The organism is Clostridium kluyveri (assembly GCF_001902295.1).
GTDB classification, from domain to species: domain Bacteria; phylum Bacillota; class Clostridia; order Clostridiales; family Clostridiaceae; genus Clostridium_B; species Clostridium_B kluyveri_B.
Genome location: NZ_CP018335.1, coordinates 3,952,423 through 3,977,051, shown reverse-complemented (window position 1 = coordinate 3,977,051; position 24,629 = coordinate 3,952,423). Strand labels below are relative to the sequence as shown.

29 protein-coding genes, 1 tRNA gene and 1 other annotated feature are annotated in these 24,629 nt (G+C 32.2%); of the genes, 24 read left to right on the top strand and 6 right to left on the bottom strand.

The window, feature by feature from the left end; genetic code table 11:
• Positions 1 to 318: an energy-coupling factor ABC transporter substrate-binding protein gene (locus BS101_RS19430; RefSeq protein WP_073540296.1), complete on the top strand. Its 318-nt coding sequence runs from the start codon at positions 1 to 3 to the stop codon at positions 316 to 318.
• 214 nt (positions 319 to 532) lie between these two features.
• Here the strand turns inward: BS101_RS19430 and BS101_RS19425 are convergent, their stop codons facing one another.
• Entirely contained in the window at positions 533 to 1,705 is a 1,173-nt protein-coding gene (locus BS101_RS19425) for an iron-containing alcohol dehydrogenase (RefSeq protein ID WP_073540295.1), read from the bottom strand.
• Positions 1,706 to 1,955: 250 nt separating this feature from the next.
• Between BS101_RS19425 and BS101_RS19420 the strand changes: the two genes are divergently transcribed.
• From BS101_RS19420 to BS101_RS19405, 4 genes are all read left to right on the top strand, one after another.
• Positions 1,956 to 3,068, top strand: coding sequence for an NAD(P)/FAD-dependent oxidoreductase (locus tag BS101_RS19420; RefSeq protein ID WP_073540294.1), 1,113 nt, complete (start codon positions 1,956 to 1,958; stop codon positions 3,066 to 3,068).
• A 59-nt stretch (positions 3,069 to 3,127) separates the two neighbouring features.
• Positions 3,128 to 4,036 carry a DMT family transporter gene (locus BS101_RS19415; protein ID WP_073540293.1) on the top strand — a complete coding sequence of 303 codons (909 nt, stop codon included), beginning with the start codon at positions 3,128 to 3,130 and terminating at the stop codon, positions 4,034 to 4,036.
• A 314-nt stretch (positions 4,037 to 4,350) separates the two neighbouring features.
• Positions 4,351 to 5,013 (top strand): TMEM165/GDT1 family protein, encoded by a 663-nt coding sequence (locus BS101_RS19410; RefSeq protein ID WP_073540292.1) that lies wholly within the window; start codon positions 4,351 to 4,353, stop codon positions 5,011 to 5,013.
• A 116-nt stretch (positions 5,014 to 5,129) separates the two neighbouring features.
• Positions 5,130 to 5,858, top strand: a complete 729-nt coding sequence (locus tag BS101_RS19405) for a YczE/YyaS/YitT family protein (RefSeq protein WP_073540291.1) — start codon at positions 5,130 to 5,132, stop codon at positions 5,856 to 5,858.
• A gap of 157 nt (positions 5,859 to 6,015) precedes the next feature.
• Here the strand turns inward: BS101_RS19405 and BS101_RS19400 are convergent, their stop codons facing one another.
• On the bottom strand, positions 6,016 to 6,450 hold the full coding sequence (locus BS101_RS19400; RefSeq protein WP_073540290.1) for a hypothetical protein: 435 nt from the start codon (positions 6,448 to 6,450) through the stop codon (positions 6,016 to 6,018).
• Positions 6,451 to 6,784: 334 nt separating this feature from the next.
• Between BS101_RS19400 and BS101_RS19395 the strand changes: the two genes are divergently transcribed.
• The 5 genes from BS101_RS19395 to BS101_RS19375 all read left to right on the top strand — a co-directional run bounded on the left by BS101_RS19395 (position 6,785) and on the right by BS101_RS19375 (position 10,263).
• On the top strand, positions 6,785 to 7,231 hold the full coding sequence (locus BS101_RS19395; protein ID WP_073540289.1) for a EutP/PduV family microcompartment system protein: 447 nt from the start codon (positions 6,785 to 6,787) through the stop codon (positions 7,229 to 7,231).
• 186 nt (positions 7,232 to 7,417) lie between these two features.
• Positions 7,418 to 8,404 (top strand): type I phosphomannose isomerase catalytic subunit, encoded by a 987-nt coding sequence (locus BS101_RS19390; protein ID WP_073540288.1) that lies wholly within the window; start codon positions 7,418 to 7,420, stop codon positions 8,402 to 8,404.
• Between the two features lie 101 nt (positions 8,405 to 8,505).
• On the top strand, positions 8,506 to 9,054 hold the full coding sequence (locus BS101_RS19385) for an NADH peroxidase (RefSeq protein WP_012103749.1): 549 nt from the start codon (positions 8,506 to 8,508) through the stop codon (positions 9,052 to 9,054).
• Positions 9,055 to 9,404: 350 nt separating this feature from the next.
• Positions 9,405 to 9,782, top strand: coding sequence for a BMC domain-containing protein (locus tag BS101_RS19380; RefSeq protein WP_012103748.1), 378 nt, complete (start codon positions 9,405 to 9,407; stop codon positions 9,780 to 9,782).
• A 10-nt stretch (positions 9,783 to 9,792) separates the two neighbouring features.
• Positions 9,793 to 10,263 carry a EutP/PduV family microcompartment system protein gene (locus tag BS101_RS19375; RefSeq protein ID WP_012103747.1) on the top strand — a complete coding sequence of 157 codons (471 nt, stop codon included), beginning with the start codon at positions 9,793 to 9,795 and terminating at the stop codon, positions 10,261 to 10,263.
• Positions 10,264 to 10,552: 289 nt separating this feature from the next.
• On the opposite strand, the gene BS101_RS19370 is transcribed toward BS101_RS19375, so the two are convergent.
• Positions 10,553 to 11,917, bottom strand: a complete 1,365-nt coding sequence (locus BS101_RS19370; RefSeq protein WP_073540287.1) for an Ig-like domain-containing protein — start codon at positions 11,915 to 11,917, stop codon at positions 10,553 to 10,555.
• Positions 11,918 to 12,126: 209 nt separating this feature from the next.
• On the opposite strand from BS101_RS19370, the gene BS101_RS19365 reads away from it, so the two are divergent.
• The 5 genes from BS101_RS19365 (at position 12,127) to nth (ending at position 16,618) form a co-directional block, all read left to right on the top strand.
• Complete coding sequence (locus BS101_RS19365) at positions 12,127 to 12,954, top strand: YihY/virulence factor BrkB family protein (protein WP_073540286.1); 828 nt, start codon at positions 12,127 to 12,129, stop codon at positions 12,952 to 12,954.
• Positions 12,955 to 13,187: 233 nt separating this feature from the next.
• Positions 13,188 to 13,422: a binding site (T-box leader), on the top strand.
• Positions 13,423 to 13,510: 88 nt separating this feature from the next.
• Positions 13,511 to 14,422 (top strand): cysteine synthase A, encoded by a 912-nt coding sequence (gene cysK, locus BS101_RS19360; protein WP_073540285.1) that lies wholly within the window; start codon positions 13,511 to 13,513, stop codon positions 14,420 to 14,422.
• A gap of 55 nt (positions 14,423 to 14,477) precedes the next feature.
• On the top strand, positions 14,478 to 15,071 hold the full coding sequence (epsC, locus tag BS101_RS19355) for a serine O-acetyltransferase EpsC (RefSeq protein ID WP_073541432.1): 594 nt from the start codon (positions 14,478 to 14,480) through the stop codon (positions 15,069 to 15,071).
• A gap of 171 nt (positions 15,072 to 15,242) precedes the next feature.
• The gene (locus BS101_RS19350; RefSeq protein WP_073540284.1) at positions 15,243 to 15,962 is read left to right on the top strand and encodes a lysophospholipid acyltransferase family protein; all 720 of its coding nucleotides are present in this window, start codon (positions 15,243 to 15,245) and stop codon (positions 15,960 to 15,962) included.
• Positions 15,959 to 16,618, top strand: a complete 660-nt coding sequence (gene nth / locus BS101_RS19345) for an endonuclease III (RefSeq protein ID WP_073540283.1) — start codon at positions 15,959 to 15,961, stop codon at positions 16,616 to 16,618. Before BS101_RS19350 ends, nth begins: the two co-directional genes overlap by 4 nt.
• Before the next feature lie 47 nt (positions 16,619 to 16,665).
• Here the strand turns inward: nth and BS101_RS19340 are convergent, their stop codons facing one another.
• On the bottom strand, positions 16,666 to 17,898 hold the full coding sequence (locus BS101_RS19340) for a competence/damage-inducible protein A (protein ID WP_073540282.1): 1,233 nt from the start codon (positions 17,896 to 17,898) through the stop codon (positions 16,666 to 16,668).
• Between the two features lie 180 nt (positions 17,899 to 18,078).
• Between BS101_RS19340 and BS101_RS19335 the strand changes: the two genes are divergently transcribed.
• The 3 genes from BS101_RS19335 to BS101_RS23045 all read left to right on the top strand — a co-directional run bounded on the left by BS101_RS19335 (position 18,079) and on the right by BS101_RS23045 (position 19,735).
• Positions 18,079 to 19,236, top strand: coding sequence for a VanW family protein (locus BS101_RS19335; protein ID WP_242951343.1), 1,158 nt, complete (start codon positions 18,079 to 18,081; stop codon positions 19,234 to 19,236).
• A gap of 108 nt (positions 19,237 to 19,344) precedes the next feature.
• Positions 19,345 to 19,431: transfer RNA gene (locus tag BS101_RS19330), tRNA-Leu, on the top strand.
• Between the two features lie 160 nt (positions 19,432 to 19,591).
• Positions 19,592 to 19,735 carry a hypothetical protein gene (locus BS101_RS23045; RefSeq protein ID WP_156876102.1) on the top strand — a complete coding sequence of 48 codons (144 nt, stop codon included), beginning with the start codon at positions 19,592 to 19,594 and terminating at the stop codon, positions 19,733 to 19,735.
• Between the two features lie 320 nt (positions 19,736 to 20,055).
• On the opposite strand, the gene BS101_RS19325 is transcribed toward BS101_RS23045, so the two are convergent.
• Positions 20,056 to 21,234, bottom strand: coding sequence for an IS110 family transposase (locus BS101_RS19325; protein WP_073538976.1), 1,179 nt, complete (start codon positions 21,232 to 21,234; stop codon positions 20,056 to 20,058).
• 252 nt (positions 21,235 to 21,486) lie between these two features.
• On the opposite strand from BS101_RS19325, the gene BS101_RS19320 reads away from it, so the two are divergent.
• The 4 genes from BS101_RS19320 to BS101_RS23035 all read left to right on the top strand — a co-directional run bounded on the left by BS101_RS19320 (position 21,487) and on the right by BS101_RS23035 (position 22,697).
• Positions 21,487 to 21,873, top strand: coding sequence for a BRO-N domain-containing protein (locus BS101_RS19320; RefSeq protein ID WP_073540280.1), 387 nt, complete (start codon positions 21,487 to 21,489; stop codon positions 21,871 to 21,873).
• A 93-nt stretch (positions 21,874 to 21,966) separates the two neighbouring features.
• Complete coding sequence (locus tag BS101_RS19315; protein ID WP_073541430.1) at positions 21,967 to 22,350, top strand: hypothetical protein; 384 nt, start codon at positions 21,967 to 21,969, stop codon at positions 22,348 to 22,350.
• 6 nt (positions 22,351 to 22,356) lie between these two features.
• The gene (locus BS101_RS19310) at positions 22,357 to 22,545 is read left to right on the top strand and encodes a hypothetical protein (RefSeq protein ID WP_073540279.1); all 189 of its coding nucleotides are present in this window, start codon (positions 22,357 to 22,359) and stop codon (positions 22,543 to 22,545) included.
• An 11-nt stretch (positions 22,546 to 22,556) separates the two neighbouring features.
• Complete coding sequence (locus tag BS101_RS23035; protein ID WP_156876101.1) at positions 22,557 to 22,697, top strand: hypothetical protein; 141 nt, start codon at positions 22,557 to 22,559, stop codon at positions 22,695 to 22,697.
• Positions 22,698 to 22,798: 101 nt separating this feature from the next.
• Here the strand turns inward: BS101_RS23035 and BS101_RS19305 are convergent, their stop codons facing one another.
• Positions 22,799 to 23,398, bottom strand: a complete 600-nt coding sequence (locus BS101_RS19305) for a M28 family metallopeptidase (protein WP_242951342.1) — start codon at positions 23,396 to 23,398, stop codon at positions 22,799 to 22,801.
• Positions 23,399 to 23,436: 38 nt separating this feature from the next.
• On the opposite strand from BS101_RS19305, the gene BS101_RS19300 reads away from it, so the two are divergent.
• Together BS101_RS19300 and BS101_RS19290 are read left to right on the top strand one after the other, a co-directional pair.
• On the top strand, positions 23,437 to 23,814 hold the full coding sequence (locus BS101_RS19300; protein ID WP_073540278.1) for a hypothetical protein: 378 nt from the start codon (positions 23,437 to 23,439) through the stop codon (positions 23,812 to 23,814).
• 387 nt (positions 23,815 to 24,201) lie between these two features.
• Positions 24,202 to 24,546: a hypothetical protein gene (locus BS101_RS19290; protein ID WP_207649437.1), complete on the top strand. Its 345-nt coding sequence runs from the start codon at positions 24,202 to 24,204 to the stop codon at positions 24,544 to 24,546.
• Positions 24,547 to 24,629: the final 83 nt, after the last annotated feature.

Below are 24,629 nucleotides of genomic sequence, written 5' to 3'. Positions count from 1 at the left end.
ATGAGTGTAGAAAATAAAACTAATAATATATTTAAGAAAAATTTACTATTGGCTTTTCTTGTGATATTAATAGCAGTTATTCCATTAGTATTCATGAAAAATGCTGAATTTACAGGCTCAGATGATAAAGCAGAAAAGGCAATCACTCAAATTGATAAAAGTTATAAGCCCTGGTTTTCCTCAGTATGGGAGCCCCCAAGTGGTGAAATAGAAAGTCTTTTATTTGCATTGCAGGCGGCCATTGGTTCAGGAGTAGTATGTTATTATCTGGGATACTCAAAAGGCAAGTCTAAGAAAGTGGAAGAAGATGAATTATGATTTCCATAGACGAATTGGCCTATACATCCCAATTAAGAAGTAGTAATCCTATGGAAAAGTTTATATTTAGTATTTTTACTATGATATTATGTATACCTAAAAAAAGAGGAACTTTTTGAAATTTTAAGGGAATAATTTGAATTAAAGTAAAAGAATTAGGGCTGAAAACGCCCTTTTTCTTATAGGGTATCTATGTTTAAGCTTTTAATTAATTTTAAATAGCAGCTTTAAAAATATTCATTATATCTGTAAGAGTTCCTTTTCTTGGATTTGTAAGGGAACATATATCTTTTAGAGCATTTTTGGATATGAATTCTAAGTCGTTTTCATTGAATCCAACAGAGCTCAGGTGCTCTGGAAGTTTAATATCTTCACAGAGATTTTGAATACTATGCTTAATATTGTTAACTGCATCTTTTTTTGTTTCTGCTTCTAATCCTATCATCTCGTTGATATTAAAGATTCTTTCATCAGGTATTGATGGAGAATTAAATTCAAATACATGAGGCAGCAAAATTCCGTTACAAGTTCCGTGAATTTCATTATAAAGTGCTCCTAATTGGTGGGACATGGAATGAACATATCCAAGTCCTGCATTATTAAAAACCATTCCCGCCATGACACTAGCAAACATCATTTGTTCTCTAGCTTCTAGGTCATTTCCATTTTCATAGGCTCTTTTTAAATACTTAAAAACTAATTTCATAGATTTCAATGCCAGGCTATCTGTAATAGGTGAAGCCTCAGTAGATACAAATCCTTCTATTGAATGAGTTAGAACGTCAATACCTGAGCTTGCGGTCACATCTGGAGGCATAGTTTGCATAAACATAGGATCATTTACAGATATAATAGGCATCATTTTAGAATCTCCTATAGTCATTTTTACCTTTCTACTTTCATCCTCTATAATTGCAAAATTGGATATTTCAGATCCTGAACCAGAGGTAGTGTTTATTGATATTACTGGCAGAGCAGGATTTTTCATTTTTTCATATCCTTCATAATCCTCTATAGAGCCGCCATTTGTTGCCATAATAGCTACAGCTTTTGCACAATCATGATTAGTTCCACCTCCTATAGATATTATGATGTGGTAGTTTCGTTTTAATATATTTAATCCCTTTTTAAAATAGGCAAGGGCATCTTCCACAAATGAAATAGTACAATTTGGATGCAAAATACCATCAAATATATCGTAAGAGATAAATAAACTTTTTAATATTTTTTCTATTGTTTCAACATAACCCAGTTTTATTATATTCTTGTCTGTAACAATTAAAGCCTTGCTCAATTTATAAGGCATCAATTCTAATGTTAAATCTTTAATGGCTCCAATGCCAATGAGATTTGTTGCGGGTGAATGAAAATCATGTGTATTTTCCAATATAAATCCCTCCAAATTCTAAATATATATGATTATTTTTTCTGTTTGCAATTGCACTTATGTATAAAATATAAATTATATATGTGGAAAAACTAACCTTAGCATTTATTTAATTTTTTTAAATCAAATAGATAGCATAAATAAAAATATGAACTTAAAATAAATTTTGTGGCAAAAATTCATATAAGAATATGATATATATTAAATGGGTATAACAAATATAAATATATAAATTTAAGAGGTGTTCAATTTGGAAATTGCAATTATGGGTGCTGGAATGTCGGGATTATCCTGTGCTATAACGTTAGAAAAAAATGGAATGAAGCCAATTATTTTTGAAAAACGGAACAGGGTGGGAGATAGATTTGTCAATGGAGAAGCTACTTTTAGCATATTGAACAGGCCCATTAAAGATGAACTAAGATACTTGAAAGATAGTCATCATATATATTTAAAACCTACAGACAGAGTTGAAAAGTTGATTTTTCATTCTAAAAATGAAAAAGGAAATATTGAGGGAGCTTTAGGTTATTTGAATATTAGAGGAAGACATGATAATTCCTATGAGTGTCAATTGGCAAAACAGGTAAATTCCAAAATAAATTTTAATTCTACTTATGAATATGAGCAATTATGTAAAGAATTTGAATATGTAATTTTAGCACCTGGAGATGGAGATTATGCTGTAAAGCTTGGAAATTATAGATGTGATCTTACTTGTAGTATAAAGGGGGTCACAGTTGAGGGAGAGTTTTGTACAAATATCCCCCATGTGTGGTTTAATTATGATATAATACCAATGGGATATGCATGGCTGCTGCCTTTTTCTGAAAAGGAGGCCAATTTAGTTATTGCTTATCCAGAATTCCCTAATAATATAAAATTGGATATAAATGACATATGGAATGAATTTTATAGTATGGCCTGTAAAGATTTAAAGCAAGACTTTAAAATAACTGATGGATTTCAAATCGCGAGATATATGATGGGTATATGCTGTAAACCTAAAATTGAGAATACATATTTTGTAGGGAATTGTTTTGGAGCAATGTCTCCGGGACTTGGATTCGGGCAATTTACTTCCATATTGACAGGAATCTATTCAGCTTATGATTTGTGTAATTTAGGTAAGTATGAAGAGCTTGTAAAACCTTTATTTCGAAATTACAATAATTCACTAGCCTTAAGAAGATTTTTAGAGAATCTGAATAATCATAACCTGGATTTCATAATTAAAAATTTGGATAATAAATTATTAGATAAATTTATTGATAAAATAATTAATAGTACAAGTAAAATTGATTTACTTGAAATTTTTACTCCTATGATGAAATCATGGAATTCTTTTAAGAGAAATAGTTAATGGGAGCGTGTATATTTATAATTTTTGTTAATTGTTATAAAGAAGGTAGGTAAGGATATATGCTTGTTGAGGGTGCAGCAAAGGTTCAATCACGAACAAAAGGAATAGTACTTGTAATATTTGCAGCTGTGCTGTGGGGAGTATCGGGTACCGTTGCCCAGTATCTATTCCAAAAAAGATTTACTCCAGAATGGCTTGTGGTAATTAGGTTATTACTATCAGGAATAATTTTATTATGCTATGCTTTTTTCAAATTAAAGAAAGATATATGGGACATATGGAAATATAGACATCACAGATTTAACCTTATCTTATTTAGTATCATAGGTATGCTGGGAGTACAATATACATATTTTGCTGCTATTAAATATTCAAATGCTGCCACAGCAACTATACTTCAGTACTTATCAATGGTTATAATTACTTGTTATCTAGCTGTATTTTTAAAAAAGATTCCGGGTTTGAGACAAGCAGTGGCTATTATTTTAGCTATAGTAGGCACTTTTTTTATAATTACCCATGGAAATGTTCATGCCTTGTCTATTTCTAAGCTGGGGTTATTTTGGGGTCTTAGTTCTGCTTTTGCATTGGCTTTTTATACATTACAGCCTTGTTCTCTCTTGAGTAAGTGGGATTCTATTGTTGTAGTTGGATGGGGTATGCTTATTGGAGGACTAACATTCAGTTTGTTTTATCACCCCTGGGATTTTACAGGACAATGGTCTGGAGCTTCCATATCTGGAGTTATTTTTGTGGTGATATTTGGAACGTTAATTCCTTTTTGGTGCTACATGGAAAGCACAAAACATATAAAACCTTCAGAGACAAATGTGTTGGCCTGTGTTGAACCTTTATCCTCGGTGTTTTTATCTGTTTTGTGGCTCCATATAAGCTTTGGAATAATGGAATGGATAGGAGCAATATGTATTATAACGACAGTGGTTATTTTATCTGGTGAAAAAACATAGTAAAAATTCCTTAAAAATTAATGTCTAAAATATAGTTTACTACGTTTAAAAACTATGATAGAATCATTAAAGAAAAGATTATAAATTCAGATGTTAAAAGGGAGTAACTGCCCTATAGTGGAGATAGAGTCAACATACTGACCTTATTTTTGGTCTGGCTTTATCATGGCTGATATCAGTCAAGTGAGACTTTTAACACAGTGTTATTTATATATTTAAAATTTTTTAGTATAAATGATTTATGTTGAAAAATTTTAAATGTAATAAATTTCATTGTGCTAAAAGTCTCTTTTATATTTTAGGAGGTAGATTTAATGGATACATTTATACAAGCACTGCTGCTTGTGGTTATTGCAGAAATGGGAGATAAAACTCAATTACTCGCTATGGCCATGGCAAGTAAGTACAAAATAAAGGAGGTGTTATCAGGAGTACTTATAGCTACTATTTTTAACCATGGACTAGCAGTAGCAGTAGGAAGTTATTTGAGTTCTCTCATATCTATGAAGATAGTAAATATAGCAGCTGCAATATCTTTTTTGATTTTTGGCCTCTGGACTTTAAGGGGAGATAAGATTGATGGAGAAAGTAGTAATAGGAGCAGATTTGGACCGATTGTCACAGTTATTATAGCTTTCTTTTTAGCAGAAATGGGAGATAAAACTCAACTTATGACAATAACTATATCTGCAAAAGGAAATGAGCCTATATTAACATTTATAGGGACAACACTGGGAATGATTATTGCAGATAGTATAGGGATTATAGGTGGAGCCTGGATATATAAGCATATTCCAGATAAATACATAAAGTGGACAGCAGGAGGTATATTCATATTTTTTGGAACTCTTTCTATTTATAATACCAGTTCTTCCTGGATGATTCATCCAATATATATTATAATGTACATAATAGTACTTAGTATATTTATATATTTATTTGGTGTGAAATTTTCATATAGCAATAAAAGTTCGTAATCAATAAATATTTAGTGTACAAGTTATATATTTAATAATGAATTTATTGAAATTATTAAATTAAGATGTTAACATAAAATGCAACGTATATTAATATATTAATAGGAGAACTTAAAATGAATAATACTAGGGAAAATAAAAAATACATAATGATTCAGCTCATAAAAAAAATGCCTTCTTTATTTTTTGGGCTGATCCTATATTCTATAGGAATATTATTGACTTTGCACTGTAATTTAGGAATGGGTCCCTGGGATGTATTACATGTAGGGATAGTAAAACATAGTATCTTTACATTAGGGCAGGTATCACAGTTAGTAGGAATTTTAATATTGGTGATATGCTACTTTATGGGTGTACCTTTGGGACTGGCCAGTGTATTTAATATGATATTTATAGGGTTTTTTATTGATATAATTGAAAAATTTAATATCATAAGGACAGCAGATGCATTGATAGTACGAATACTTATGCTGGGTATAGGCATCTTAGTAATAGGGTGGGCAACATATTTTTACTTGAAAGTAAACCTGGGTGCAGGTCCCAGAGACAGTTTAATGGAGGGGCTGGTGAAAAAAACAGATAAGCCTGTATGGATGATAAGGACGTTTATAGAAGGAAGTGTATTGATTATAGGGTATTTTTTAGGAGGCCCTGTTGGCATAGGAACTCTTATAATTGCATTAACCTTGGGACTTTCTATACAATTGGCATTTAAAATAGGAGGATATAGTTCTGAAAGTGTAAAACACGTAAGTTTGATGGATTTATACAGAGAGCTTTGTCTGAAAAAAGAGTGTTTATCAGAAGAAAATAGTAAAACTTATTTGAAATCAAGTGATTGAGGGGTTTAGATGGAGTTTTTACATGAGAAATGCTTTTCTCCATCTGAACCGTAGAAGGACTTATCTAGGAGCGTAACATTCTTAATACTCCATTTTAAGAAGTAGTGGCCCTCGGATAAATAGGAAAATTAACAGGGACTGAAGTGTCCCTGAATGATTATTGACATATAAAACTTTCTATTTGTCTTATGCTCATACCAAAATAGGTCCATCTATTTCTGTACCACCTATAACCAGAAATACTGTTTCTGTCTACGTGGGTAATCCATGCCCAAAATGGATTACCTCTTTTTGGCCATATATGAGTATATTTAAATAAGCATGGTCTTAAGGATGATTTTGTTGTACTGGCATTTTTTTTAAAAGGAGTATGAGCTGGAGGAGGTCCTGGTGGAAGCCTGTGAGGACTTTGCTGTCTAGGCATATTAGGCATATACATAGGCGGGTGAAATGCATAAAACTGAAGATAAGGGCAATAAAATTGATTCATGGGATCTAACATTTCGGGTATGTCATCATAAGTAGTATCTTCATAGTTAACTTCATCGTACATGGGGTCGTCTTCAAATCTCAAGTAGTCATAATCGTACATATATACAACTCCTATTTTTTACTGTTAATTAAATTATATGTATTTATGAAGTATATAGTTACAAGTTATATGAATAAGCCTTAAGCAAATAATGCTTTGTCCATCTGAGCCTTAGAAAAACTTATCTAAGCGAACAGCAGTTATTATGTTCCGCTTTGGAATAGAGGAGAGTAAATTACAGCCTTTGGATAAACTTGAAACGTTAGTATTGACAAATATTTATTTCAAGCATAAAATTAAAAATGGGGTAGTTTAGATAAGATGATTTATTTAAAGAGAATATTGAATAAAATATTGGAATATTTTACTAAATATAACCAATAGGGGAGTTATCATGAAAATTGTAATGGTAATAGGGAAAACAGGCTCGGGAAAAACCACTTTGTGTAAAGCTATAAGTGGACAGGATGTAAGTATTGAAGAAATGAGCTATAGAAGTACTCAAACTACAGATATTATAAATGGTACATTTATAGATACACCGGGACAATATATAGAAAACAAGTGGTATGGATCACTTACAATTATTTCAGCGGATTGTGATATTATGGCTATTTGTCAGGATTGTACAAGTATGGAAAGTGTATTTCCTCCAAGCTTTGCCGGTATATTTGCTAAACCTGTTATAGGTATAATAACCAAGATGGATCTTTGTGAGGATATGGATAGTGTTAAAATGGTAGAAGAAATGTTAAGTATGGCAGGGGCAGAAACTATATTTAGAGTTAGTAGTTTAAGCAAACTTGGTTTTGAAGAAATAAAAAAATATATTAAAAATTAATTAGGGTATTTTGAAATTGTTGTTTAAGAGGATTTCATCATAAGAGATCTCCTGGCAAGTTAACTGTCAGAAGGTTTTTTTTATTTTTTGATGAGATTACTTAAGCTTATATTATGTAATAATAATGTTTTAGCTTTTATAAGTATATAACATAATCATTAAATCTTAAATATAAGGAGATGAATTATGTTATATCCAATTAAGTTCGAAAACTTATATTACAGTAAAATTTGGGGAGGAAGAGATCTGGAACTATTTAGAAGTAATCTGCCGGAGGGAAAAATAGGGGAAAGCTGGGATATAGCATGTCACAAAAATGGTATGGGAATAGTAGCAAATGGAAAGTTAAAGGGTGCTAGGTTTGATGAGCTTATTCTAAAGGAAGGAGAGAGGCTTTTAGGAAGAAAAATTAAATTGGATAGATTTCCACTTCTCGTAAAACTCATTAATGCAAGAGATAAACTTTCCATACAAGTTCATCCTGATAATATATACGCCAATAATGTGGAAAAGGATTGGGGAAAATCGGAAGCTTGGTATGTAATGGCAGCAGCTGAAGGAGCCAGCTTGATACTAGGTACTAAAAATATAATAAGTGGAGCTGAACTTAAAAGTGCCATTAAACAGGGAATCCTAGAAAAACATTTAAATAAAGTGCCTGTAAATAGAGGAGATGTATATTTTATAAAAAGCGGACTAGTTCATGCTATAGGGGCAGGGGTGATTGTAGCAGAAATTCAGCAAAATAGTGATATAACCTATAGAATTTATGATTATGGAAGAGAAAGGGAGCTCCATATTGAAAAAGCTCTACATGTAATAAACTTGAATTTAAAAGGGGAAAAAAGCAGAGGGGTTACGCTGAAAAGAAAAGGTTATGAAAAAACTTATTTATGTCTTTGCAGGGAATTTTCCTTAGAATTATATAATATTCATACAGAGGCAGTAGAGGAAAGTGATGAGGGGAGATTTTATATATTTACATGTGTTCGGGGTTGTGGAAACTTAATATATGAAGGAGGAGTGCTTCCTGTATTTACAGGAGATAGTGTGCTTATTCCTGCATTTTTGGGGAGATATATGTTAAGAGGAGATATGGATATATTAAAAAGCTATGTACCTGATTGTAACAAGGTAGAAAAAGAAATATTAAAAGAAATAAAAAAATTTTAAAAACCTCTTGCAATATAATAATATATATTATATAATAATAATTGTTAAAAGAAACTTATAAAAATAATTATATAATATAAATATATAGGGAGGAATTTATAATGAAAAAATTTGTTTGTACAGTATGTGGTTATGTTCATGAGGGGGATACACCTCCAGCAAAATGTCCGGTTTGTGGTGCACCAGCAGAAAAGTTCATGGAAAAGAAAGAAGCTGGAGCAATCAGTTGGGCAGATGAGCATGTAATAGGTGTTGCAAAAGATGTGGATCCAAAAGTAGTAGAAGAATTAAGAGCTAACTTTACAGGAGAATGTTCAGAGGTTGGAATGTATTTAGCTATGAGCCGTCAGGCAGATAGAGAAGGATATCCAGAAGTTGCAGAAGCATATAAGAGAATAGCTTTTGAAGAAGCAGAACATGCTGCTAAATTTGCAGAATTGTTAGGAGAAGTCGTAGTAGCAGATACAAAGAAAAATTTACAGATGAGAGTAGATGCAGAAGAAGGAGCCTGTAAGGGGAAAAAGGATTTAGCAACTCTTGCTAAACAATTAAACTATGATGCAATTCATGATACAGTGCATGAAATGTGTAAAGATGAAGCAAGACACGGAAGTGCATTCCAGGGATTGTTAAATAGATATTTTAAATAGTCATTACCAAATTATTGATAAATACTAAAGTAACATGATAAAGTTACTCCTCTTAAAAATATAGTAAAAGAACTTGGGTATCCAGGTTCTTTTACTATGTGGCATGGAAGATGTATTTTCCCTTATATATAGGATATTTTTCTAAATACTATTATAAGGATATTGATATATAAAATTTTATAGGCAAATTAAAATATATAGAAATTTTATGAAACCTAATTTTGTTTATAGAGCTATAAATTTTCACCTATTTATCCTGGTATAACTTCCTCTCCGTAGTTGACAAATACGCATTAGTGGCGTATTATTAACTTAACTAATATCGAAAAAGTCGAAAAGGAGATTGTGACATGGATTTACAAAATATACTGGCACAAGAAGGTAAAGTGAGAATTATTCAGGAAACTGTTCCAGGTAAGCAAATCACAATTGCACACATAATTGCCAGTCCTGATGATATTATATATAAAAAGCTAGGATTAAATCCTACCATTGATTATGGAAAGGCAGCTATTGGAATTGTATGTATGAGTCCCAGCGAAACTGCAATCATTACAGGAGACATTGCTTCTAAAGCAGCTAACATAGACATTGGCTTTGTAGACAGATTCAGTGGAACGCTTATTATAACAGGAGGAGTTGCAGAAGTTGAGTCTGCTATGAAAGCAGTTGCAAATTATTGCAGGGACAAGCTTTTTTTTACAGTATGTGAAATAACAAGAACGTAGGTGAGATTGTATGAGGAAAATAATATTATTTGGTAGAAGTGGATGTGGAAAAACTACTTTGACTCAGGCATTAAGAGGACAGGATATAGTTTATCATAAGACTCAGTATATCAATCACTATGATGCAGTTATTGATACTCCGGGGGAATATGCAGAAAATAGGTCCTTGGGAAGTGCACTTGCTATATATTCCTATGAGGCAGATGTAGTAGGGCTTTTACTTAGTGCCATAGAACCTTATTCTATATTTCCACCTAATATTGCACCTTGTGTAAACAGAGAGGTTGTAGGTATAGTAACACAGATAGACAGGTCTGATGCTAATGCTAACCAAGCTGAATATTGGCTGAAGCTTGCAGGCTGTAAAACAATTTTCCGAGTAAGTTCCTATACTAGAGAGGGAATAGGCAAGGTTTTAAATCACCTTAGAGAAGATGGAGATAATGTGTGTTGGGATGATAATGGTACATTGAGTAACTGATATTGGATGTTGTGTGATTGGTAGTTAATGTGTCGATTTATGCTTTAATGACAACGTCTACAGTTTAAATCACAATTGTTTTATTCATGTATGTAGTGCTATTATCTCTTTTGAAAAAGTTTTAGCGTCATTTAATTTTATATTGAAATGATAGGTTTTTAATGATTGATTACAAGCCCATGTGTTTTAAAAGACATATGGGCTAATTTATTTTGTGAAGAACAAAAACCGCTGACAAATGTAACTGTCAGCGGTATGAGAATTCAATTATTTAAGTTCTTTTTATATTTTAAACCGTGTACATAAAATACCATGTAGCGTCTTTAGTTGGTGTAGCAATACTTACATTTCTTATGTGGTAGTCATTATATCCATAATCATAACCCTGATTATCACAGACATAAGCATAGTCATAACTACCTTCACTAACCCATCCCATAAATGTATAGGCATGAGTTGGACCATTTCCATAGGAAGTTGTAAAACATATATCTCCAGGCAGAAGTATGGAGAAATCTGTAGAACTATTCCATCCTCTGCTCTCCAGTTGGGATGTGAGTGTAACAGTATTTGCCACATAATTTGGAAGATCAGTTAGTCCTGCCCTGCGGAGTCCTTCGCTAGCAAAATATACACAGTTATTGCTGGTGATTCCCCTGTGAAGCTCAATAGCTCTGTTTAAAACAGATTGTCTATTATCATAGTTCATAAAATAATTATAGAGGTTTGTCCCAATTGTAGACTGGGTTCTATATTCATTGGAAATAGATTCTACAGGCTCAAAGGGCTTTATGGTCAAATTTAGGGTTACTGATTTGTCATAGCCCTCTACTGTACCTGTGTAAGTATAATTACCAGGGATACTTGTCCTTTCTACAGATTTATCCCAGCATACACCTACGGAAGTAGTTGAATTATTTGACAGTTTAGCTTCTACTTCTGTTGGAAGACTATAGGAAGCTTCCTGATCTATAGTTACATTTATGTCATCAATAGATGCTATGGCAGGGGATGTTTTGAATTCTACTGTAGTTGGATTTTTAAGTTTTTTATTATACATGGATACTACATCTTTTCCCACAGTCAGTATATATTCTGATTCGGCATCATAGGTATTTTTGGGAGTTACAATAACGGATGTGCCATTATCTTCTAGGGATAAAGTTATAGGAACTTCTGTATTATTTTTATCAACTAATTTTATGTTCTTTTCTAGAGAGTTCAGATCCACTGGCTGATTAAACATTATTTTCCATTTTTTAGTTAGAGACACATTGTATTTAATCAATGTATTATACTGTACATCTTCGTTTTCATTATCGGATGTAGTAGTTTTCTTGGCAATACTTTCGCTATATGTATTACTGTTTGATGAATCTTCATCATAATATGTGTCGGTTTTGGATTTAGTATCCTGGGTTGAATTCTCTTTATTTAAATCAATATTATTTTGATTCTGAGTATCTACAGCGCTATTTTCCGATAAATCATCCGAATTTTTATCTTGTTCCAAAGTGGTTTCACTAGGAATACTATAAGTAATTGAGGAAGGGTCGTTTTCGTTATCTGATGCAAGTACAATTTTATGACAAAAACCCTGGGTAATTACATAAACTATACACAATATTACAAAACTTTTGATAAATTTTTTCACTTTTACCCTCCTTTCTTTATAAAAATATCTCCATAGTTAAGTTTAATTGTTTTAAAAAGCATATTCAATACATTTATTTATAATTTAACATACTAAAATAAAAAATTATAATAATATAATGATAATATAATATAATATAAATATAATTTTAAAATATCAAATCTTGAATTTAAACCAGATAAACCTGATAAATTGGTGGAGGTGTATATGTGAAAAAAAATTCATTATCATTTAATGGACTAAAGGCCTTTATCTTTAGATTTATAGAGGATGATGTATTGGCACTAGCCTCCCAATTGGCTTACAGCTTAATATTTTCTTTTTTCCCCTTTTTAATATTTATTATAAGTATCATAGGGTATAGTGATATAAGCAGTAGTAATATACTCAGTAGTCTAAGTTATATATTGCCTGAGAATATATTACAGTTGATAAAAACTACCATAATAAGAATAACTGATACGAGAGATATAAAATTACTATTTAGTAGTTTAGCTCTTACCATATGGTCTTCATCAGGAGGATTTCATTCAGTGATAAAGGGGCTTAATAAGGCCTATAATAAAAAAGAAAGCCGATCTGTACTAAAAATTTATGCTATATCCATGGTATGCACGCTGGGAATAACGGTTATAATAATAATTACCATATTGCTGCTGGTATTCGGGCGAATTATAGGTAGTTTCCTAGCATTTAATTTAGGATTTTCTAAAGAATTTAATTTTATGTGGAATATATTCAGGTATTTAATGATTCTTTTTTCAACTATATTTATTTTTTCAGCAGTATATCGGTATACTCCTAATGTAAAGCTTAGATGGAGGGAAGTAATGCCTGGAGCATTTTTTTCCACTGTTGGTATTGTAATAGCATCTATGGGTTTTGCATTTTATGTAAATAATTTTGCCAATTATTCTATAATATATGGAAGCATAGGGGCAGCTATAATGCTTATGACATGGCTTTTTATACTATCTGTTATAACTATTTTGGGGGGAGAAATCAATTCTGTATTATTCACACATAGAATCAAGTGATTCAGAAGTTCAGATAGAGTTTGCTCATGGGAAATGTCTATCTCACACTTTGAATAGGATGTGGGTATTAGCTAATTCCAGTGCCTGGATAAAATAGCTTGATTTTATTCATAGATTTAAAGCAGGATATATTATGAAATATATTTTTAAATTTTACAATAAAATATAAAAAAACGTTGACAAAAACTTAGGTAGTTGTATAATATAAATATATAAATTATAGTAAAATAGTCAGAAATACTTTGAAAAAGAAAAGTAGTTTAAATAAAGTTTCACAGAGAGGAAGCTGTAGGCTGAAAGGCTTCTAAATGGAATTTAAATGAAGTGCTCTTTGGAGTTATTGACCGAACTGATAGTAGGTTGTATCGGATTCACCCGTTATAGTGATAGAACATAGTGTTGTGTTTGATGAGTGAGGTCAGGAGATCTAAAAAGAGTGGAACCACGGAGTAATACTTCGTCTCTATAGAGTATAGAGAGGGAGTTTTTTTTATGTTGAAATTTAAAGTATTTCACTAAAATATTAAATTATTAAAAGTTATTAGGAGGAATAAAAATGATATTTAATAATGCCATAGATATGATAGGAGCTACACCTTTATTTAAATTGGATAATTTTAAAAATAAAGATTCAGCTGAAATATACGTTAAGCTTGAAAAATATAATCCAGGTGGAAGTATTAAAGATAGAGCTGCCCTTGGAATGATTGAAGAAGCAGAAAAAGATGGCCTTATAGAAAAAGGGGGAACTATAGTTGAGCCTACCAGTGGTAATACAGGGATAGCCCTTGCCATGATAGGAAAATTGAAAGGTTATAAAGTTATAATTGTTATGCCTGAGACCATGAGTGTAGAGAGAAGAAATATGATAAAGGCTTATGGAGCAGAATTGATTTTGACAGATGGTACTAAAGGTATGAAGGGTGCTATAGAAAAAGCTTATGAAATTGCTAAAAATAAAAGAGGATATTATATACCACAGCAGTTTATAAATAAAGCAAATCCTAAAAAACATTATGAAACTACTGCAGAAGAAATATTAGAGGATTTACAGCATGTAGATGCATTTGTAGCGGGAGTTGGCACAGCTGGAACACTTGCAGGGGTAGGAGAAAATTTAAAGGGACGCGATAAGAATGTAAAAATTATTGCAGTAGAGCCAGCATCTTCACCAGTTTTATCGGGAGGTCAAACCGGAGCACATAAAATACAAGGCATAGGCGCAGGATTTGTACCGGATATATATATACCAGAGCTGGTAGATAAAATAATTACCATAACAGATGAAACAGCCTTTAAATATGCTAGGCTTATGGGAAAAGAAGAAGGAATATTAGTTGGAATATCTTCAGGTGCCAATATAGCTGCAGCAATACAAGTGGCCGAAGAGCTTGGAAATGGCAAAAAGGTGGTAACAGTGGCACCAGATGGAGGAGAAAAATATTTGTCTATGGGACTATATGATTAGCTTACAACAGGGCAAAAAGGGATTTAATCTAAAAAACTTAAGAGGGGAGATAGTGATGAAAAATCCATTTAAATTATTGGCTTACGATATTAAAAATGCCATGAAAAGTGATCCTGCTGCTAGAAATCCATTGGAAGTATTTTTACTGTATCCTTTTATACACGCATTGATATGGTATAGAATAGCTCACTTTTTTTACAAAAAGAAATGTTTTTTTATTGCACGTTTTATATCACAGGCGGCTAGAGCTTTAACTGGTATAGAAATACATCCGGGAGCCCAAATAGGTAAAGGATTATTTATAGATCATGGGATGGGAGTTGTAATAGGTGAAACTGCGGAAGTAGGAGATAATGTGACTCTGTATCATGGGGTGACGTTAGGAGGAACTGGTAAGGATACAGGTAAAAGGCATCCTACTGTTGGAAACAATGTATTTATAGGCAGTGGAGCCAAATTACTTGGACCAATAGTTGTAGGAGATAATGTAAAGATAGGTGCAAATGCAGTTGTATTGAAAGATGTACCTTCAAATTGTACTGCAGTAGGAGTACCAACAAGGACTATATATAAGCCCATCGCCCAGGTTATAGAAATAAAAGATTATGCAGGTAAAAGAAGAAAAATATATAATGAAATGGTTATATAATTTTTAATTATAATTCCATAGATACAGAAAGGACAATGGCATTATTGTCTTTTCTTAATTTTTAAAAATTATTATAATGATAGACTTTTCCAGCTTTTAAAATTATAATCTATTATAGCAGCATTTAATTTTAGAACATAAGGTAATGTGAAAGGAAAGGTGACTTTATATATGATTTCTCCATGGATAGCTAAATTGATAGGATATCTTCCTAAAAAATGTGTAAGTTATATTTCAAACAAAATATTATTTGGTTATTTAGAAAAATATGCAGATATAAAGGTAAAAGGTGTTGAGAATTTAAACAAGGTGAAAAAACCTGCAATATTTATCTGTAATCATCTCAGTAATTCAGATGCACTTGTATTAAGCAGTGTACTTAAATCGGAAAATTTAACTTTTGTGGCAGGAGCAAAACTTAATCAAAATCCTTTGACTCAATTGGGGATGAGTATGACCAAAACTATAACCATAAAACCTAACAGCGCAGATAAGGATGCTATATCTAAAATTGTAAAGACTTTAAAAGCAGGAGGAAGTATACTTATATTCCCAGAAGGGACGAGAAGCAGAACAGGAGCTATGGGAAAGGCTAGAAAGGGTGTAGTTTTAATACAAAAATTGACTAAAGCTTCAATTGTACCTATTGGCATTTATGGTACTGAAAAGCTTTTACCTATAAGCGGCAAAGATATGGCATTAGAAGACTTTCATAATGCAAAGGTTTATGTAAATATAGGATCACAAGTAGATATTCCCATTAAAGAAAAAGGCGAAAATAAACATGATTATGAGAATAGGATGGCAGATCTTTTTATGTTTAAAATATCTGAATTACTGCCTGAAAAATATAGAGGAGTTTACAGTTTGGATGAAGGTGATAAAATTTGAATAGAGAAAATATAGATAATATATTAAAAACACTAAGTGAAACATATCCACAGGCAAAATGTGCATTGAATTTTGGATCTCCCTATGAACTTTTGGTATCAACCATATTATCAGCTCAATGTACAGATGTTAGGGTAAATAAAGTTACATGTGAACTTTATAAGGAATATAACACTCCTGAAAAAATGCTTTCTCTAACTGAGGAAGAATTGGGAGAAAAAATAAAAAGTTGTGGTTTTTTCAGGAGTAAGAGCAAACATATATTAGAAACCAGTAGGGCAATCTTGGAAAATTACAAAGGTCAAGTTCCAAAAACTATGGAAGAACTGACTAAATTATCAGGAGTGGGAAGAAAAACTGCAAATGTAGTTTTATCAAATGCCTTTGGCATACCGGCCATTGCCGTGGATACCCATGTTTTTAGAGTATCTAACAGGCTTGGTATTGCAACAGGTAATACACCAGACAAGGTAGAAAAAGAACTTATGAAAAATATACCTAAATCTATGTGGAGTGATGCCCACCACTACCTCATATGGCATGGACGGCTTATATGTAAGTCTAGAAAGCCAGACTGTGAAAACTGTCCTCTAGTACCTTGGTGCCAATATTTTAATTATCCTGAGAAATATGAAAAGGTATCTAAAAATAAATAATGGGGTTTCTGCTATTTATTTTCAGATGCCTAAAATCTGAAATATATCTATAGTATTTGTCGTCTTATCCAGTCAAGAGCATTCATGGTGGCTCTTTTTCTTATCATATCTCTTGTTCCCGCATGGAGGAGTTTTTTTACCTTGATTTCACCTCTGTTGTAAAGACCTATGTATACAAGACCTATGGGCTTTTCAGGGGTTCCACCATCAGGGCCTGCAATTCCTGTAGTAGATATGCCTATGTCCGTATTGGAAGTTTCAGCTATACCAATAGCCATTTCTTTTGCAACTTCAGGGCTTACAGCACCATATTTGTCCAGGGTATCTTTTTTTACCCCAAGTCTCTTAATTTTAGCCTCATTGCTGTAAGCTACGATGCCTTCCTTAAATACTTTGGATATACCAGGATAGCTTATAAGCTTTGAGGCAATTAATCCACCGGTACAGGATTCTGCACAAGATAGTGTATATCCCTTATCTATAAGTAGTCTGCCTAGTACTTCTTCCATTTTTACATCATCTTCTCCATATACATTGACTCCAAGAATTTTCCTAAGTCCAATTTCTACAGGTTCTATGAGACTTAAAGCTTCTTTTTCCTCTGCTGCCCTTGCAGTAATTCTAAGTATTATGTCCTCTTCTTTAGCGTAGGGGGCTACAGTAGGATTTGTGCTGTTTTCTATAAAAGATGATACTCTTTCTGCCATGGAACTTTCTCCAAGTCCATATATTCTAAGTGTTTTGGATTTTATTATACCATTGCTATATTTTTTGAGAAGTGGTATTACGTAGTTTTTAAACATGGGTTTTGTTTCTCTTGGGGGACCTGGCAGAACTATTAAAATCTTACCTTTATCTTCAATAGCACATCCTGGAGCTGTGCCGTAAGGATTGGAAAATATTGTAGAACCTTTTGGAAAATAAGCCTGCTTTATATTATTTCCGTCTGAATAGGACTTTCCCATTCTATTGAAGTGTTCTTTTAGTTCCTTTAAAGACTTTTCGTCTAGTACAAGTTCTCTGTTAAAAAATTTAGCACCGGTTTCTTTGGTTAAATCGTCTTGGGTAGGGCCAAGTCCTCCTGTAGTAATTATAATGTCAGATCTTTCAAATCCAAGCTTCAGTTCATCTAAAAGTCTTTGGGGATTATCTCCTACTACAGATTGATGGTATACTTCTATGCCTAAATTTGCCAGTTCTTTAGAAATGAATTGAGAGTTAGTATTTACTATATCTCCTAGTAAGATTTCGGTACCTACACATAATATTTCAGATTTCATGGCTTAACTACCTCCGTATTTTAAGTATTCAAATAATTTTTATTGGATTATTATGATTTTATAATATCATAAAATTATGTCTATTTTCAGGGAATAATATAATTTAAATAATATTTTTTACATACCCAAAGTTATAACTGTATAGTATAATAATTATGTAAAAATAAAGAGGTGGTCAAAATGAGTAGAAGAGATAAATCGCAGGAATCAAAACGATTATTAAGAAAAAGGTTATCAGTAGCAATTGTATGTGCTTTAGCTGTCTTTATAAGTATAAGTTGTGGATTTATAGTGTATCATTATAATGACATAAAATACTGGGATAATTTAATTTATCCTAAGGTGTCTATAAACAATATAGATCTTTCTGGAAAAACCAAGACAGAAGCTGAAAGTATGGTAAAAGCCGCCTATTCAGATGAAATAAAAAACAAGAAAATTATTGTAACTGCGGGAGATAAGGAGTATGAGCTGTCTTATTCAAATCTCAATCCTAAGTATAATGTGAGCGAAGTGGTAAATCAGGCATATTCCTACGGAAAGGATAGTAACATATTTAAAAAATATAAAATTTTAAATTCCCCTAAGGCTGTAAATTACACATTAAAATTTACTTATGATGAAAAAACTGTAGAAACATTTATAGATGATATTGAAAAGCAGGTTAATTTAGATCCTATAAATGCATCTTTGAAAATGGAAGGATTGGGTTTTACAGTAATATCTGAACAAAGTGGAGTTAAATTAAATAAAAATGCATTAAAAAAAGAGTTAGCTTCTAAAATAGATGGCAGTGTAGGTAAAGATTTAAGCATAAAGGCAGAACTCCAGTCTGTAGAAGCTGCAATAAAAGCAGAAGAATTAAAAGTTGTGGATACATTAATATCCAGTTTTAGTACAAACTATGGGAGTATATCTTCATCTCAGAGGGCAAATAACATAAAGCTTGCTACAGGAAGCATAAATGGATATATAGTAATGCCTGGTGATACCTTTAGTTTTAATGGAGTTGTAGGAGAGAGAACTGCAGCCAAAGGGTATCAAGCAGCTCCTGTTATTATTGGAGATAAGCTGGAGGATGGATTAGGAGGGGGAATATGTCAGGTATCTACCACTCTTTACAATGCAGTGAACAAGGCAGGCCTGCCATCTGTTGAGAGATCTCACCACACTCTTCCGGTACATTATGTGCAAGAAGGTATGGATGCTACTGTAGATTATGGAAATATAGACTATAAATTTAGAAATGATTTTAAATATCCTATATATATAGAGGGATATACATCAGGAGGAAATGTAGTATTTAATTTATATTCAAATTCTGCTGTAGCCAATTAGATAAAAAATTTTACGTAGATTAGCAAATGGATTTATATATTTTGATAAAAATAAAATTTTATATATTAACTTAATTAAAAAAGTATGATATAATAATCAAGTAATTTTGCGGATATGGCGGAATTGGCAGACGCGCTAGATTCAGGTTCTAGTGAGGGTAACTTCATGCAGGTTCAAGTCCTGTTATCCGCACCAAAAACCTTTATATTACAGAGTTTCGATTGATATAACTAAAATTTAATAATAATTATGTAGAGAAAACCCCTCAATAGATTATATTTACAAAATGTTTGTAATCTGTTGAGGGATTTTTATTTGTGTCTGTATATAACGTACACATATTGGAGGTGAAATTTTGAGGCATAAAATTGAATTGCAAAATAATGATAAAAAAAATTTAACTTTAGAAGAAGCATTTGAGAAATTTATTTTAAGTTGTAAAGTAAAAAATTTAAGAAAAAGTACAATAAAGCATTATATACAGGTTGTAAATTTTTAGAATTTAGAAATTGGAACACCTTATAAAAATGGTTTGATAGGGTGGCTGAGTATGGATTCATTGAAAACACTGACTTTATATTGGTTATCCAAAAATGTCCTACTCTTGGTGGCTGACAAGTTATTTAAAACTACTCAAGCAGTACTTTAGAAATTACAGCAAATTTTTAAAAATCCAGAGTTCAGGAAAGTGAGACTAACTATATGAAGTCAAGTTAAAAATCAAAAGATTTTTATAGTTATTTAATTGAAAAAAGAAAGCATGACAAAAAGAGCAATGGAAAATTGCTTTTTGAAAAATATTAATTTTTATGGATAAGTTTATATTTGTGGAGCAAAAGTTGCATTGGTCTTTAGAAGATGAAATATTATACGTATCAATTTTTTAGCAACATGGCTCATGGCAACATAATAGTGCTTGCCTTCAGAGCGTTTCTTCGACAAATATGCAGAGAAAGTGGCATCTCTCATTGAAACAGTTCTCCCAGCCATAAGTATGGCCCATCTAAGGTAGGCAGAACCCCGTTTGACCATGGGTGTATGGGATGCAGTGTACTTTCCAGATTGATAGGTGGAGGGATCTAATCCGGCAAAGGCCAGGAGTTTACAGGGAGTGGTGAATCTTTTAATATCGCCGATTTCTGCCAATATTATAGCTGCCAGGGTATATGAAATTCCTGGAATACTAATAAGTGGGGAATTGATCTCAACAACGATTTCTTTTATGAGAAGCTCTAAGGAATCAATCTCGTGTTGTACTGACTGTATTAACCTAATGGTTTGCTTGAGTTCAAAACTTAGAGACCTTGAGTTAGTGCCAATAGAATTTGCAGCAGACTCCTTTAGAGAAATAGCTTTATCTTTTCCATACTTGCCCTTGGAAGCTGTATTTAGTATGTTTGTTAGCTTGGTCAGGTGGCAGGCAGCTATATCTTTTGGGCTTGGAAGTATGGATAAAAGGGCATAGGAAGAAGATTGATGAATTGACCAAAAAAGATCGGGCAGCTCGGGGAACATAATATCTACCAATCTATTGACAGATGTTTTCAACTTAGACCTATATCCAATTAAGCGATATCTATGCCTGGTTAATGACTTTAGCTCTTGAATCTGGTATGATACAGGAGAATAGGATTTTGTATCATCAGAAAAGAGCATTTTAGCAATAACCAATGCATCCGTTTTATCAGTCTTAGTTTTTCTAAGAGACTGGGCTTTACGGAAGAGATTTGTAGCTAAAGGGTTGAGAATGGAGAGCTTGAAGCCTTTAGCATACAAAAAGTTTTGGAGATTGGTGCTGTAATGACCTGTTGATTCAAGTCCTATTTTTACGTTGGAAATATCCTTGTCAGGCAGAATGGAAAGTATTGAAGAATAAAGTAATTCAAACCCTTGACGGGAATTGGATATACGTAAAGAATCATTATAAACAACACCATCTGAATCTATAATACAGCAATCATGTTTGTTTTTTGCTATATCTATACCAATATAAATCATAAGAACAACTCCTTTATAGTATTATACGCCATGTTCCACAAATCTCATGCAAATGTATCCTTGCTATATATAAAACGTCATGCGTTATCTAACTAATTAACAGATAAGCATAAGACAGTGGTTAGATCCTCAATTAAAATAGTCCAGCTATAGGTGATAAAACTAATCCACAGCGTCTTATGATAATTATAGTAAAAATCTCTAAGAAAGGAAAAGTATAATGAATTTTTACTATATGTTCATTATACAAGGGTGATAGAAAGAGATGGACAGCCTCGGTTTGTCGGAAAAGATGTGGCAGAGATATTAGGATATACCAATCCACAAAAAGCAATTCGTGATCATATAGATGATGAAGATAAGCTGACTGAACGAATCGTTCTGGCAGGTCAAAATCGTAATGTTGTATGTATTAATGAATCTGGTCTTTACAGCTTAATACTTTCGTCTAAACTTCCAATAGCAAAGAAGTTTAAAAGATGGGTAACATCTGAGATACTTCCACAAATACGTCAAACCGGTGGCTATATTCCTTTTAATGAGGAAGATTCAGAAAAGGAAATAATGGCAAAAGCTTTATTAATAGCTCACAAAACATTAGAACTGAAAGAGCGCTTATATGTAAATCCAACAGAATAAAAAAGTGCTTCACAGTGGAAAATATAAACAGTAGTTGAAGGAATTACAGTGTTCAGTTATAATTTAAATATAAATATCGGAGGTACAAAAAAGATGGATGAAAAACAACTTTTAGATTCTATACAAACAATGATAAAAAATGAGATGAAGCCTGTAAATGATAGGTTGGATAAACTTCAAGCAGGGCAAGACAAACATTCAATACTACTTGAAAACATGGATAAAAAGCTTAATACAGTAATAGAAGGACAGCAGGCACACTCAAAACAAAATGAAAGGCAGTTTAAAAAGATAAATGACACTTTCAAGGATGAAATAAGTTTGACACAGTCAGCATTGAAAACAGTATCTAAAGATTTAAGGGATATAATAGAAACTATAAACATAATAGAGGATAAATTAAAAGATGTAAAGGGAGCCACAGCTCAAAATAGTTTTGATGTGCAGGTGTTAAGAAATAGGTATAAGGAAGGATAACTGAAAATGGAAAAGTTAACATTAAAAGAACTATTAAAAGAGATAAAGGCAGAAAAGTTTGCAGAGATATTACCCTATAATGCCAGAAAAGCATTAAGGGCATCAGGTTTAAAAAGGAATGGAACCAGATGGGTATTTGATGATAAAGAGAAAGAAATTGCTAAGAATATAATATTAAAAAGTTGTCAATATTAGGTGGAAAACAGTTGGACTTTGCACTGGAGTTATATAAAGCTCAATCTATGTCACTCCGCAAAATCTGTGAAGTTACTGGAGTTGCAAGAGCGATCTTATGTAGACGGATAAAGGAAATGCGTCAAAATAAGGAACTGAAAGAGTGGGTTTAAAACTAACTCTTTTTATTTCACAAAATAAAACATAAACTAATAATATATTTCATAATCTAATTTTAAAATTCTATACCATTATTTTCTTGTATAAAATCCCCTTATAAATTTGCAATCTTATCTATTTGGTTATAATCTAAAATATCTGGAGTGTCTGTAGGCTTATGAACTAACTTTTCTATACCTTCTTGTACAAAAAAGACATTCGATATACCTGCATTTTCAAAACTAAGATAATCGCCTACACCCATAACTCTAGTATCTGCAAATTCAACATTATCATTTTTTGAAGTGGTTTTCACAGCGTCATATAGTTTATTACATACCTTGCTCATATTCTTTAAAGCAAGTTTTCCTCCTTCTTTAGATCCTATAGAGTCTATGTTAATATTGTATATACTGTTATATAAAGATTTTGATGTGATCTGTTTAACAAATGCATGACTTCCTGCTGTTCCTTCTTCTTCTCCATTAAAGGCACAAAAAATTATATCTTCATCAAAAGGTTTCTCTTTAGCTTTTTCTTGTAGTCCATTGGCTATTTTCATTAAGGAAAATCTAGAAGCATTGTCCAAAGCACCTCTAATAAGTTTTCTATCTACATATCCTAAATGGTCAAAATGTGCTGATACTATTACAGCTTTTTTGCTATCTTTGCCTTTTGAACCTACATATCTTCCTTCAAACTCATTGGAAGCCAAAGTATTAACTATTTCTTTAGTTGTTGGAATTTTATCAGTTGGATTATATTGATTATGTAGGAAATATATTACAACATATTGCCCATAGTTTTAGCAGAAGCAATTTGTCGAGTAACACAGACCAAAAACTTCAATATATAAAAGATAGTCTAAAAGCAAGGGGCAAGAATTACACTGATTGCACAGTTTTAACATTTAAGAATTTTAAATCTTTATTCAAAGATGCTGGATTCAATGTAGAGGATAATATGCACTTTGGAAATACCTGCGGATATGATGATTTAAAGGGGAAAAATATTATTGTCTGCGGAACACCTCATATTCCAGAACCTTCTTTAAAGCTATTCGCAATACTGATATTGAATGTGTTATTTATAGTAACTTTCCTTTTGAGCAAACAGACACTTTTTATTTAGATGGCACATTTTTATTTGAAAATTTTTAATTATAGAAGAGGTTGTAAAATACTGCTACTTGTGGCTATATGTATTGTAAAAGAAAGAAAAATAATTTAACATATACAGAAATCTCACGCGAACTGGACATTTTGCCACAATATTTAAGTACTATTGTACACCAGAAAAACAGGATAAGTAACAAATTATTCAGAAATATTGAGCAGCTATTTCAGAGATATGAAGCTTGGGACCTTTTAGATGACGAGGGGAATTTATAATTGACCAGAAAATTAACAAAAAATGAATTGCAATATAGGTACTTATGGAATTATGACTACTGTAAGGGTGATCCTATTATGCAGGAGATAGATGACAAGACAGCTGAATAGTCTAAGAAACGTTTACATGGAAAAAGAATACAAGAATTTGAGGGTGAAATTGGATACTTCTTTAGAAGAATTTTACGGTACTAACTTTAAAAGATATTCAATTAAATATCTATATGAAATTACTGGTAAACAAAGAAATATCAGTAAAGGCATGAGTCATGAGTTAAATAGGATCTTCTATCGACAGCTTAAGCTTACAGAGGATGATCTGCTAAACATTTATTCGCTAATGGAAATGAAAGATAAAGGTAAATTAAAATATAAACAATATAATTGTACATTTCCGCCGTTCGGCTGCTCAATTTTTACGAATAAGGACATAATCAGCTGGACTTTTCATAGACAGGCTTTGTCTCTGTAATCAAACCAACGTCCCGGTGTCTCAACGGAAAAGGAATGTAATGGGCAACCCTAGCGCAAAGGCCGTCCTTTAAAGTCTGGGAC